The following is a 12,679-nucleotide window of genomic DNA, read 5'->3' as shown; positions in this document are numbered from 1 at the left end:
TCGTAATCTTATAAGATTACCTCAAGCATAACGCTATAACAATATGCTACACGATAATGAGTGTGTCCAGTATAGCCTACTATAAGTTCAACTATACAGCTCAGAGTGATACTCGCCTTATCTGTCGAGTTGCTTTTCACCAACCAGCAATTCTCTGATCGAACGTATAAAACGATGGTTCTCTTCAAAGCCGTTTACTTTTTAATTTCTTAGCTAAATCTAATGTTTGATTGAAGCTTACACCTGCATTCTTAAGATGTCAAGCCTCTAAAAGCTGATCGCCACGCTGCCAATAGCACCAGAAACAACAAGTACAGACTTAAGAAATAGATTAAAATAAACTACCCAAGCTTAAGGTACCTGTGCCGCAGCGCATAATATAACCTCATTATCTGTTTGAATTCAGCTAAAAGATAGTCTCAGTAATATTACGCTTCACCTTTAACATTTTTGTGAAGGTTTCTTTTCTTATAACCACGGTACTTTTTCAAGAGAATAAACGCAAATTGAAGAGCCGTAAATATCAGTGACAGTTTAGCCCAAAAACCGATGCTGCTTTTCATTTAAATCCCCCCTTATAAAAAATAAAAAAACGCTTTCTATATTTTTAAGTATAAGGTAATAGCTATGCTTCAACAAATTATCAGCCTATCAAAAACATTAATTGAATCTGAAAATAATTACTAATAAATTCAATACTATCAACATGATGTAAAAAAGAAGCCGGATCAAAAATTATATTTTGACTCGACATTTCAAGTTAGACATTTAATTTTTATTTTATTGTTAAGAACCATTATATTTTAAAAACTGCGTGCTTTTTTCTTGGTTTCTTTGATTATTTTCAAAGCACGTTTGCGTTTTTTAATGTTGGGACTTTTCAATAATCTATACGCACTATTAATATTCATATCTTTTTTTGTCGTCATTTTAACACCCGCTTCCACCTACCAGCTTGCTTTACGAACCCCAGGAATTAACCCTTTATGTGCTAATTCGCGAAATCTGATACGTGACATTCCAAACTTGCGTAAATACGCATGTGGCCTGCCATCAATAAGATCTCGGCGGTGAATCCTTGTAGGAGAAGCATTTCTAGGTAATTTGCTTAAACCTTCAAAGTCATGCTTTTGCATCAATTCAATCCGTTTTTGAGCATATTGTTGAACAGTTTTTTCTATTTTCTTTTCTTTAGCAATTTTTGACTTTTTTGCCATTGTTTTCCTCCTAAAGTACTTTTTTCCCGCCATAATATCCCTTATCAGATACATGATGGCTCATGACAAACTCCCCGGTTTCTTTATCAAGATGAATACTTGGGTTTGGTAATTTCTTTCCCGAGCGTCTCATCTTTTTTTTACTTTTTGAAGTTTTTCTTTTAGGTACTGCCATTCGGAACACCTTCTTTCAAACTTAATAGTAATTATTACTGTTAAGACTATACACAATAACTTATTATTTGTAAAGCATGCTTTAAAACAGCATTTGACAGAAGACATAAAGCTTGTTATTTTATAAACAGTAACTATTACCATTAAGGGGGAACGAAAATGCGAGTTAACATTATTTTAGAGTGTGCAGAAACAGGTGAACGCTTATATCTAACAAGTAAAAATAAGCGTAATACTCCTGAAAAACTGCGATTAAAGAAGTATTCTCCAAAGTTACAGCATCGCGCGGTCTTTACTGAAATCAAGTAGTGTTTAAAAGCGACAATCTTATCTTAATCTGATAGATAGCCTATGCTTTTAGTTACAAATAATTAAAAAATCAAAAACGAGGTTTTATACTATGGAAATCATGTATCCTCCTCTAGTCGAGCAGGGTTTTCGTTTTTTCAGCAAGCTTAACCCAGACCTAACTAAAGCAGATACGTACAGTTTTTTAGTCAAAAACATGATAATAACACCTTGGGGATATCCTACAGACAAAGCATTACAGGCAGGTTGGGTTAAAGAAATTAACGAAGAACAAGATTTGTCATTTCCACAATTTTTAGCTATCTACCCTGTTTTTGCAAAATTTAAGCAAAGCTTCTTTAAAAAAATTGATGGTTTTTGGGAAATCAAAATGTCACTGAAGAATCAGCTTCTGTGGCAATTAAAACAGTCTTTTTTTGATGAAGATGAAGAAGAGCAGCTGCAGGAGTACTTTAGCACTCGAAAGATTATCGATTGATCAACTTAATTATTCATATCATAAAACTGAATTCTATCTTATTTAGTTTCAGCAGGAAGATCAAAAAGATAATCATTTTTGTAAACAGTATTAAATACTGTTTACAAAAAAATAATTTATGTTACGCTATTATAGTGCTGACAGATTTTAAAATATTTTTGTACATAAAGGGAGCGTATTAACTGATGTTAAAAAAGAAAAATTTTTTCTTGATTAGTGTAATTACGGGGTTTGCTATTTTACTAGCATTTCTAGGGCTGGCAAATCCTGCAAAAGCAGCTACTACTAAAGACTCAATTAAGGTTATTTCGTCAGTCGATTTTTATGGTGAAACAGCTAAAGCTGTATTAGGAGATAAGGGAACAGTGACATCTGTGATTACTAAACCCAGTATTGATCCTCATGATTACGAACCGACAACTAAAGTCGGTAAACAAGTCAGCAAGGCAGATGTAATCCTTTATAATGGCATTGGTTATGATACTTGGATGACTAAGTTAGCAAAAAATAATAAAAATGCTACTGTTATTCGCGTTGGAGAAGACGTTTTAGGAAAAAAAGATGGAGATAATGAACATCTTTGGTATCGTACTGGTACAATGCCTGCAGTAGCTAATTATTTAGCTACTAAATTTGGTAATTTGAGTCCTCAAAATAAAGCTTACTTTAAAGCCAATGCTAAAAAATATATCAAAGAAATTAAGCCCATTTCAAGCAAAGTCAAAAAATTAAGCAAAAATAGTGATAAAAAATATGTTGATGTCAGCGAGCCAGTTTTTGATTATGCATTAAAAGAACTTGGGTACAAAGAAAAGAATGTCCATTTCGCTAAAGCTGTAGAAGATGGAACTGATCCTTCACCAAAAGACATCAAAACAATGCAAAATGACATTAAACACAAAAGGATCGCCTTCTTTGTCCAAAACACGCAGGCAACAGATAAAACTGTCAGCAATTTGGTCAAGATAGCTAAAAAGTACAAAGTTCCTGTTTTAAAAGTTACAGAAACTCTTCCAGAAAACAAAACTTACAAACAATGGATGCTTTCTCAATATAAGCAATTAGAAAAAATCCAGGAAAAAGAGGCAAAGAATTAATTTAACCTTGTGTTTTAACCAACCAGCAATTAATTAGATTTCTAAAAACTGGGTTAAAATTTAAATACTAAGGAGCTGACTCAAAATTTACTTTTTGAGCCAGCTCTTCTTATCCTGCCCTATCTTTATCTGTATTAACGTGCTTCAATTAACCAACTTTTTGTTTTTTCCGTATACTCTCATCAAAATTAAAATCTCCTTGATAAGAACACATAATAACTCCTTTAAAGCGAATTTTTTAGAAAAGTTAGCGGCGGCACATTGAATAAAAATTCTCTTCAACTAAAATTTATTGATACTAATCATAGGAAGAGGAGTGTGCCAATAGTCGTTAGGCTTTGGGCATTAACTGCGAATTACGAACTTGATCTGCTTAACTATGAGTAATTTCGTGATTAAGCGGAAAAAGCTGACTATTGAAACACGTCGATTCACATCTTTCAGTTTAAACAAACAGGAAGGACTAGGTCAAAAGTTAACTTTTGATCCAGTCCTTCTCTTTGTTGCCTGCAATTTTTACTTGTCAACCTAACAACCATTAGCGTTTAATAAATTTTTTAGGAAACCGAACTTTGTGTCTTATATCTATAGTGGACACTTGCCAATATCCATAGCAGCAAGAAGATGCCTACTAAAAAGTAGCCTGTTTGGCTGAAATCTAATTCTGCCAACCAGCTCCAAGTTCTACCAGCTTTTTTAGCTGCTGCTATTGCGACTTGCAATAACTCAAGACTGCCGATTGCAAAAGCAGCAATTACTGAAATTGAAGTAATAGTCAGATTATAATAAATTTTTCGTACAGGTGTTGCAAAAGCCCAGCGGTAAGCACTAGTCATCATAACAGAATCTGTCGTATCCATTAAGTTCATCCCAGCTGCAAACAGTAATGGAAAGGCTATTATCCTCCAACCAGCCGCTGTTTGTGAGTTACCAGCTGAAAGAGCAATTAAAGCAATCTCAGTAGCGGTATCAAAACCTAATCCAAACAAAAAGCCGATTGGATACATTTGCCAACTTTTATTGATCAGTTTAAGCAATGGTGCCAAAATTCGGGTTAAGAATCCACGGGCCCCCAACATTTGATCCAATTCATTCTCTTTTAGATTTGCAAAATCGACTTTTTTAGCGGTTTTATATAGGTTAATTAGAATAACAAGGTTAGCTAATGCCAGCAAAAGCAAAAAGCTGCCTGAGATAATACCGCCGACCTTGCCGCCTAGCTTCTCTAAAAAGGGAAGTTGTTTCTTTACTACGTTAACGGAGAAGCTTACCAGTAAAACCAAAAAAATAACAATAGTTGAGTGTCCCAATGAAAAATAAAAACCGACTCCTGCAGCATTTCGTTTTTGGTTGACCAGCTTACGTACTGTATTATCAATTGCCGCAATATGGTCTGCATCAAATGCGTGTCTTAATCCCAAAGTGTAGCTGAGCAGCCCCAGACCCCAAAAAGCTGAATTCTGCCGTGCCGCCATAAACAAGACTAAAAGTGCCGTGATATGCAGTAGAGCTGACAATAAGTAATACGGCATTATTGTTGAAGACCTAATCTCTTTCATTAATTATATGTCCTCCCATCAAAAAATTATTCATTTATAATGCTAAAAAGCAGCTCGTCAGTCAAAAGTAACAAACGAACTGCTTTAACGTTTTTGAAAAACTTTGAACAGTGACTGGGACTTTTAGAAAATACTTTGATAAATCACTGCAGCTACAATTGCACCAGCAGTCGGTGCCACGATCGGCACCCAGCTATAACCAAATTGCGAACTGCCCTTAAAAGGAAAGGGCCATACAGCATGCAGCAGACGCGGGCCGATATCACGAGCAGGATTTAATGCCGGTCCAGTTGGTCCTCCAAATGAAACCACTAAACACATTACCAAAAATCCGAGTCCAATAAAGTCAGCGCGAGCGTCAATTTTATCTGCAGTAATGCTAAGAGCACCTATAGCTAACAAGAACGTCCCAATAAATTCATTAATGAAACCATTCAACCAACTATCTGCAGCATCAATTGTCGAAAAGGTTCCCAAGATAGCCTCAGGATTTACCGTTTCATTATAATAAGGCCTGTACGCCAGAACAATCAACAACTGGCCAAAAATTGCTCCAAGTAATTGGGCTATAATATAGGGAACTACCTCTTTCCAAGGAAAACTGCCAGTTACTGCCAACGCAATTGTCATTGCCGGATTAATCTGTGCTCCTGATACAGTTGCAAACATCAGCGCAGGAATCATTACCCCGATTCCATAACCAAACCCAATCAAAACCCAGCCGCCATGGAAACCTTTTGTACCTTTTAATTCAACATTAGCGACTGATCCGTTTCCTAAGGCAACCATCACAGCAGTTCCGATAAATTCCGCAATACAACGAACTAATAAAGAATAATGCATCTTTTCCTACCCCACTAACACTTTCTTCTTTTCTGTAGCTGAGAGTGTTTTATTCATCCGGCCACTCTCAAAGTTTTGCAAATCAACCGTTACATATTCGTAACCTAATTTCTGTAATTCCTGTGCTATTGCGTCCTTTTGTGAAATAAGTGTAGCCAGGTCTGCTGCAGGGACTTCGATCCGCGCAATCTGATCGTGTACACGAACCCTCACAGTTGCAAAGCCGCGGCCTCTTAAGCTAGCTTCTGCTGCTAATACACGTTGTACTTTTTCACTTGTCAATTCCGTGTAGTAGGGAAAGCGTGAAGAAACTGAACATGAAGCTACTTTATTCCAATTCTTAAGGCCGAGTTTTTGTGCTAATTCCCGCACCTCTGACTTGTACATCTCAGCCAGTTGCAATACAGATACAGCACCTTCTTCATCACGAGCCCTTAGCCCTGGACGAAAATCTGCATTATCGTCCATAATCATTCCATCTAAGGCAGCAGAAGCTTTAAATTGAACAGCAACTTTGTTTAGCTCTTGGTAAAAAATCTTTTTCATGTAGTACCATGATTCCGGAGTGTTGTTTTTTACATGTTCTTCTGCTAAATAGTCAAGTTGGATTCCTTGTACCTGGGCTCCGAGCTCGTTAGCCAGCTTAATCGCTTTTTTATACTCTTCGTCTGCAAAAAGCTCCGAATTAGCAACCACTGCCAAAACATTTTGTTTGCCTAAAGCATTGAGTGCTTCTTTCAGTACAACAGTTGAATCAATTCCACCGGAAAAACCTACTACAATCCGGTCGTAATCTGCTAATGCATTTTGTAACTTATTTTCTTTTTCTGCTAATGTTTTCATTTCTGTTTCCTTCCTCAATTAACTTTTCCTTGTAATTCTGCTAAAATTTTCTTTTCTATCTTAGAAACCGGTCTTTGCCAGTGTGCTGCCAATCGTAAGAGTTCATCATGTTCTAGAGAGACCTTGGTAATTCCTTTATAAGACAGTTGTTTTAGTTGAACTTTTCCAAAAGAAGTTGCAACTGTTTTTATCTGCCGCTGCATTATTTCACGTTGTATTAGCTGGTACCTGACACCGATTGCGGGCGTTTGACTGAATAAGTATTCAAGCACTTGTTCCTTTTGCTGAGAAGCGAGCAACACACACAATTTATATGCAGGACGACCTTTTTTCATCATGATAGGTTCACTCCATGCATCTTTAGCTCCCAGCTCAATTACTGCGCTGATAGCATCACCAAGCTGTTCACCGGTAATATCATCCAAATTAGTTTCCAGCAGCTGTACATGATCCTGTGTCTGTACAACATTTTGGCTGCTCAGTTTAGAGTTGAACAAACTGGCCCGTAAAGCGTTTAGGCTGCCAGTATCACGCTTGCCGAATCCATAACCGGTCTTTTCCAGAATCCCTAGAGTATCGGTTACGTTATAACCATCCGCCAAACATTTAACAATAGCCATTCCAGTAGGCGTAACCAATTCTGTATGAACGTCAAAACGCTGCTGTACTGGGATATTCGTTCCTAGGCGCATCTGCATCACGGCTGGTACGGGCACAGGAACAATTCCATGGGCAATCTTAATTGTTCCCGTCCCTTCTGCCAAGTTGTTAACCACGATCTGATCGACTTCTAAAAGGTCAACTGCAATTGCAGCACCCACTAAATCTACAATAGAATCCAATGCACCAACTTCATGAAAATGAATTTCATTCAGCTGCTTATGATGGACATGGCTTTCAGCCACTGCAATCTCCTTGAACATCTTTAATGCCCGCTGCTTTACTGTGTCCTTCAAGACGCTTTTTTGGAGCAGATTCTGAATCATTTGAAAGTTTCTGCCATGATGATGACCATGTTCAGTGACTCCATTGTCTTTATGCTGATGATCTGCTAAAACAACATCAAAATCAACGCCTGAAATACTTGAATGCTCTGTCCGTTCAACCGTCAGCTGAAATCCCGAAACGTGCAATTTGGCTAATTCAGCTTCAAAGTCAGTCCGCGATAAACCTAAAGAAAACATTGCACCCAAAAACATGTCCCCGCTAATTCCTGAAAAAGCATCTAAGACTAATGTTTTCATTTCTGCTTTCCTCCCGCTAAATGATTAATCATACTGGCATTATACGCAGCTCCAAAACCATTATCGATATTAACCACACTGATTCCTGCTGCACAGCTATTCAGCATTGACAGCAGGGGAGTCAGTCCATTCAAGTGGCTGCCGTACCCTACACTGGTTGGAACAGCAATCACTGGTACATCAACCAGACCACCAACAACACTGGTTAATGCGCCTTCCATTCCGGCAATCACAATTACAACATTTGCTCTTCGAATTAGGTCCAGCTTTGAAAAAAGCCGTTGAATCCCTGCAACTCCGACATCATAGATTCGTGTGACTTCATTACCAAAGAGTTCAGCAGTAACTGCAGCTTCTTCAGCCACGTTGATGTCCGATGTTCCCGCTGTCACAATTGCAATTTCACCAATTCTTTCAGGCGGGGCCACTGACAATACTAAAGTATGTGCAACCTCGTCATACTTAAGCTGCGGTTCTTGTGTTAATACTGCAGCTGCCTTATCAGCTGCTACTCTGGTAGCAAGAATAGGCTGTTCATGCTGCTTCATTGCCTGCACAATACCGGTAATTTGTGCAGCAGACTTCCCAGCACCATAGATCACTTCCGGATAGCCGGTCCGTGCTGTACGTTCAGTATCAATTTTTGCGTACTCCAATTCAGTAAAACCATTATCCTGCATCTTTAACAATGCATTTTCAGGAGAAATCTTCTGTTTGGCAACTTGTTGCAAAAATTGCAAAATTTCACTTTGTTTCATTAGATTAATTCCTTACAATAACGCCCAGACCATCTGGAATTACAGTTACTTTTGCATCCTGTCCCTCGCGTTTGTATGCTTTTTGCAATGCTTCGTCGATCGTTTTGGCCAATTCCATGTGCATACTGGTAATCAGGTCAGGCTCAACTAAATCTGAAACAAAGATAACATGATGGTTAACCAGGATACGTGCAAGAATTTGCGAAGTCCACTGATCAGGAACTGTTTCTAAACGGGGAGTATTTATAGCTGCATCAAGAAATTCTTGCGGGTCTGCTACATCCGCAATGTTATGATAAAACCCTTCTCCACCGTGACCATCGCGGCAGCCGGCAACCATAATAATCGTTCCGTTTTGCTTATTGGTTGCCTCTGCAGCAGTCATTCCTTTAACTGCTTGATAAATATTCTGATCCAGGGGATAACCACCATTAGTCGAAATAGTAATTTCACTCTTAATCGCTTTAACTCCTGCTAAATCAGCAACAAAATCTGTCCCTTGTTTATGAGCTGCTTCCAAATCACCTGCAAAAGAACCGATAATTTTCTTATCCTCGTCCAACACAACATTTAAAATAAATCGTAAACCGGCCTTCTTAGCCGCATACACCATATCGTGATGAATGAGATTATGATGCAAGTTTCCTGTACGTGAATGTTTATCATCAATAAACTCGCCTGAATGATTCGCCATGATTGTCTTATAAGAAGCAACCCCTGGCAAAACAGACTTACGGCCGCCAGAAAAGCCAGCAAAAAAATGAGATTCAATAAAACCCTCTGAAATTAAAAGATCAGCTTCTGCAGCTACCTTATTGATAATCAGGTCACCGCCTGAAGGCAGTTTGCCAATTTTCACCATATCTTCATCATTTTGCGACTTGTGCATAACAATTTCTTCATTAGCCACAATTTCTTCACCATACTTGGAAACAAGTTCTTCATGAGTTGATGGACGATGGAACCCAGTTGCTACCAAAATTCTAATCCGCGCTTCAGGCGCTGCTGCACGCAAGCGGCGTAGAAGAATCGGTGTAATAATATGTGATGGTACTGGACGCGTGTGATCAGAACTGATAATCACAATATTTTTCTTTCCTTTTGCCAGGCTTTCTAATGATGGACTTCCAATCGGATTGTCCAAAGAACGCTCAACTAATTCACTTTCTGAAAATGCGGCTTTATATGTTGCCGCCTTTGAGATCAAAGTCCCAGCCAACTTTTCTTTTGGAATCTTAACAGTGACTGTTCCATGATCATATGGAAGCTTTAGTTCTACCATGTTGCATATTCATCCTCTTTCATTTTGCTAACATTGAGAAATGATATACTTTTGAAAAATCCTTTCATTGACAATCATGACTACTAAAGTTAATAATCAGATAATGATGCCAAAAAATATTATCAAATGTTAATACAAATCAATACTATCTATGGATAAAATAAAGATAGCAATAAAATAGCAGAATAGAGGAAAATCGTTGCCTAACAAAGATATTGATTATTTGGTCCATTTTTTAAAAAGTAAACAAATATTAACCATCACCAAAAAGTATCATACTTATCTGACTTTCCACGGTTTAAAGGCAGCCAGTGTTTTTATCCTCAAGGAAGGAATTATTAAAACTTCAGTCATCCTGCAGGACGGCCGCGAGTTCAATATCTCGTATATTAATCAACCAGATGTAATTTCTCTATTGCATGATGAGGCTCTGCAATATGATGAACAACCGTTTAATGTCCGAATAGAATCTGAAACAGCAGCGTTTTATCAAATCAATCGCGTTAAATTCTGGCAGTATGTCAATGCAAACCCGCAACTGCAAAACTATGTTAAACAGTATTATCGTCACCGCCTGTCAGAAAATTTTTCTCGTCTGCAACGTCTGACAATGAACGGAAAATTGGGAGCTCTTGCAAATTTTCTGCGTGATATAGCTTTAAAATTCGGTCGCAAATTGCCAAACAGTTCTAAGATTTTAATTGACTTTTATGTTACTAATGAAGATATTGCTGGCTTTTGCGGAATCGCTAACCATACAAGTGTCAGCCGCATGATGCGTAAATTAAAAGACGAAGGTATTATCGAATTTGGCAATGGTCCTAGCAATAAGCGCTGTATTATCATTACAGATGCACAAAAGCTTGATGATTATATTGCTTATTAAAGAAACTACCGTCAAAATTCAGAGCTTGCTGATCATTCATTGAAAAACAGCTAAAGAGCGGTACTGAGCCAAAACTTATGTTTTGGCTCAGTTTTTGGTACTCTTGTGCAATTTCCATATTAACGTGTTTTAATAATCAGTCTTTTCCACTTAACCATCTTTTTGGCAGTTTTGAAAAACCGCCATTAAAGTGTGCTCCGAATTAGTTAGTTATTCATCGTTATAATTTATATTTCAGTTTACTAACACCGTCTTTGAATTTTCAAAAGGTCTTTTATATGCATATAAACTCACTTCAAGTTAATTTATACGATTCAAACTTAAAGTTTAACAATAAGTTTGTTTTCATAAGTAAAGTACGCTATTTCCAAAAGTTTCAGTCAATAAAGCGCTTGCAAAAATGCAGCTTTTAAGGGTTGAAGTATAATTTTTGTGTCATTAAAAATAACTCCTGATAAAAAAAGTGGTACACTCAATGAAATTTAAATTATAAATTGATTATTATTTGCCTCGTTTCACACGTAATCCTAAGGGGGATTCTTTATGAAAACAAAAACTACGACTAACCAGGATGGTACAATGCGTGCTTTAAGCAACCGCCACGTTCAAATGATTGCTATTGGCGGCACAATTGGAACTGGGCTATTTTTAGGATCAGGGAGCACTATTTCAAAAACTGGTCCTTCTGTAATGCTGGTTTATTTAGTACTTGGCTTATTTTTCTTCTTTATGATGAGGGCAATTGGCGAGATGTTCTACTCTGATCCTTCTCAACATACTTTTGTTTCATTTATTTCCCGTTACTTAGGTCCGACTATTGGACATTTTACCGGCTGGACTTACTGGATAGGTCTGTTATTCGTTTGCATGGCCGAACTTACTGCCACTGCTACCTACGTAAAATTCTGGTTTCCTAATATTCCTTCATGGATAGTTGAATTGATCTTTCTTGGGGTACTGGCTTGTGTTAACCTAATAGCTGCACGCTTATTCGGTGAGGCTGAATTTTGGTTTGCGATGATTAAGATTGTTGCCATTGTAGCGTTGATTATTACAGGGATTTTCATGATGTTCAGTCACTCAGCAACCCCTCTAGGGCATGCTTCAATTACAAATATTTTCCATAACTATACTTTATTCCCGCATGGCACTTTCAACTTTATTTCAGCTTTCCCCATGGTATTTTTTGCTTTTCAAGGAATCGAATTTGTCAGTATCACAATTGGCGAAGCCAAAAGTCCCCACAGTGTTATCAAAAAAGCTGTTAATGAAACGTTACTTCGAATCCTCTTGTTTTATATTGGTGCATTAATCGTCATTATGGGTATCATCCCATGGACTTCAATCTCCCCAAGCAGCAGTCCTTTTGTTCAGGTATTCAAGTTAGCCGGGTTCCCAGCAGCAGCAGCACTTATTAACTTTGTAGTTTTGACCTCTGCTGCATCCTCGCTTAACAGCTGTATCTTTTCAGCTGGACGACATTTTTATCAGCTTGCTACTGAAGTTCCAGAAGACAACTGGATGTATAAGACTTTTGCTAAAATTTCTAAAAGCGGTGTTCCAGCACCTGCAATCATTCTTTCTGCAGCACTGGTTTTAATCACACCTATTATGAGTCTAACTAACGAAATTACATCGGTGTTTACCATTGTTACCGGTATTTCAAGCGATATGTATATTATTGTTTATACACTAGCAATGCTTGCCCATCGCAAGTACAGAATGTCTAACGACTTCTTGGATGATGGTTTCAAAATGCCGGCTTATAAAATTACAAGTCCCTTGACAATTGCATTTTTTGTGGTTATTTTTATAAGCCTATTCTTCATTCCAGAAGATATTATCGGTGCTGTTGGAGCAATTGCTTGGACTTTGATATTCGGTGCAGTAACGTATCTCCATCAGCGGAAAGTATTGTCAAATGAACAATTATAGTTAGCATCATTACTGCGCTGACTAATAACCATTCAGATAAAGAACCGTTTTATA

General features: G+C 37.6%; 15 protein-coding genes and 1 other annotated feature (1 of these 16 running past the window's edge). Of the genes, 5 read left to right on the top strand and 10 right to left on the bottom strand.

Translation table 11 applies throughout. From position 1 onward, the window contains the following. Window positions 1-197 (bottom strand) — a binding site (T-box leader); it reaches 33 nt to the left of the window's first position. A 231-nt stretch (window positions 198-428) separates the two neighbouring features. From FD46_RS10650 to rpmF, 4 genes are all read right to left on the bottom strand, one after another. Then, the gene (locus FD46_RS10650; protein WP_268872839.1) at window positions 429-563 is read right to left on the bottom strand and encodes a hypothetical protein; all 135 of its coding nucleotides are present in this window, start codon (window positions 561-563) and stop codon (window positions 429-431) included. Between the two features lie 240 nt (window positions 564-803). After that, window positions 804-929 (bottom strand): putative metal homeostasis protein, encoded by a 126-nt coding sequence (locus FD46_RS10395; protein WP_169790351.1) that lies wholly within the window; start codon window positions 927-929, stop codon window positions 804-806. Window positions 930-947: 18 nt separating this feature from the next. Further along, complete coding sequence (rpsN, locus tag FD46_RS02595) at window positions 948-1,217, bottom strand: 30S ribosomal protein S14 (RefSeq protein ID WP_057895625.1); 270 nt, start codon at window positions 1,215-1,217, stop codon at window positions 948-950. A 10-nt stretch (window positions 1,218-1,227) separates the two neighbouring features. Further along, a complete protein-coding gene (rpmF, locus tag FD46_RS02590) occupies window positions 1,228-1,392 on the bottom strand; it encodes a 50S ribosomal protein L32 (RefSeq protein ID WP_057895624.1) in 165 nt (54 codons plus the stop codon). A gap of 158 nt (window positions 1,393-1,550) precedes the next feature. Here rpmF and rpmG point away from each other — a divergent pair, with 158 nt between their 5' ends. From rpmG to FD46_RS02575, 3 genes are all read left to right on the top strand, one after another. After that, entirely contained in the window at window positions 1,551-1,700 is a 150-nt protein-coding gene (rpmG, locus tag FD46_RS02585) for a 50S ribosomal protein L33 (RefSeq protein WP_057895623.1), read from the top strand. A 91-nt stretch (window positions 1,701-1,791) separates the two neighbouring features. Continuing rightward, complete coding sequence (locus FD46_RS02580; RefSeq protein ID WP_057895622.1) at window positions 1,792-2,178, top strand: hypothetical protein; 387 nt, start codon at window positions 1,792-1,794, stop codon at window positions 2,176-2,178. Between the two features lie 185 nt (window positions 2,179-2,363). After that, window positions 2,364-3,275: a metal ABC transporter solute-binding protein gene (locus FD46_RS02575; protein WP_057895621.1), complete on the top strand. Its 912-nt coding sequence runs from the start codon at window positions 2,364-2,366 to the stop codon at window positions 3,273-3,275. Between the two features lie 557 nt (window positions 3,276-3,832). Here the strand turns inward: FD46_RS02575 and FD46_RS02570 are convergent. The 6 genes from FD46_RS02570 to larA form a co-directional block, all read right to left on the bottom strand. Continuing rightward, on the bottom strand, window positions 3,833-4,834 hold the full coding sequence (locus tag FD46_RS02570) for a HoxN/HupN/NixA family nickel/cobalt transporter (RefSeq protein WP_057895620.1): 1,002 nt from the start codon (window positions 4,832-4,834) through the stop codon (window positions 3,833-3,835). Between the two features lie 123 nt (window positions 4,835-4,957). Beyond that, window positions 4,958-5,677 carry an MIP/aquaporin family protein gene (locus FD46_RS02565; protein ID WP_057895619.1) on the bottom strand — a complete coding sequence of 240 codons (720 nt, stop codon included), beginning with the start codon at window positions 5,675-5,677 and terminating at the stop codon, window positions 4,958-4,960. A 6-nt stretch (window positions 5,678-5,683) separates the two neighbouring features. Then, a complete protein-coding gene (gene larE, locus FD46_RS02560) occupies window positions 5,684-6,520 on the bottom strand; it encodes an ATP-dependent sacrificial sulfur transferase LarE (RefSeq protein WP_057895618.1) in 837 nt (278 codons plus the stop codon). A 14-nt stretch (window positions 6,521-6,534) separates the two neighbouring features. Continuing rightward, the gene (gene larC / locus FD46_RS02555; RefSeq protein ID WP_057895617.1) at window positions 6,535-7,764 is read right to left on the bottom strand and encodes a nickel pincer cofactor biosynthesis protein LarC; all 1,230 of its coding nucleotides are present in this window, start codon (window positions 7,762-7,764) and stop codon (window positions 6,535-6,537) included. Then, window positions 7,761-8,522, bottom strand: coding sequence for a nickel pincer cofactor biosynthesis protein LarB (gene larB, locus FD46_RS02550; protein ID WP_057895616.1), 762 nt, complete (start codon window positions 8,520-8,522; stop codon window positions 7,761-7,763). Before larB ends, larC begins: the two co-directional genes overlap by 4 nt. A gap of 4 nt (window positions 8,523-8,526) precedes the next feature. Then, a complete protein-coding gene (gene larA, locus FD46_RS02545) occupies window positions 8,527-9,804 on the bottom strand; it encodes a nickel-dependent lactate racemase (RefSeq protein ID WP_057895615.1) in 1,278 nt (425 codons plus the stop codon). A gap of 199 nt (window positions 9,805-10,003) precedes the next feature. Between larA and FD46_RS02540 the strand changes: the two genes are divergently transcribed. After that, complete coding sequence (locus FD46_RS02540) at window positions 10,004-10,690, top strand: Crp/Fnr family transcriptional regulator (RefSeq protein WP_057895614.1); 687 nt, start codon at window positions 10,004-10,006, stop codon at window positions 10,688-10,690. Between the two features lie 543 nt (window positions 10,691-11,233). Further along, on the top strand, window positions 11,234-12,625 hold the full coding sequence (locus FD46_RS02535; protein WP_057895613.1) for an amino acid permease: 1,392 nt from the start codon (window positions 11,234-11,236) through the stop codon (window positions 12,623-12,625). The last annotated feature ends 54 nt before the right edge of the window (window positions 12,626-12,679 follow it).

It is taken from the genome of Liquorilactobacillus oeni DSM 19972, from assembly GCF_001436275.1.
GTDB lineage: Bacteria > Bacillota > Bacilli > Lactobacillales > Lactobacillaceae > Liquorilactobacillus > Liquorilactobacillus oeni.
This window is presented reverse-complemented; position numbering and strand designations above follow the sequence as displayed.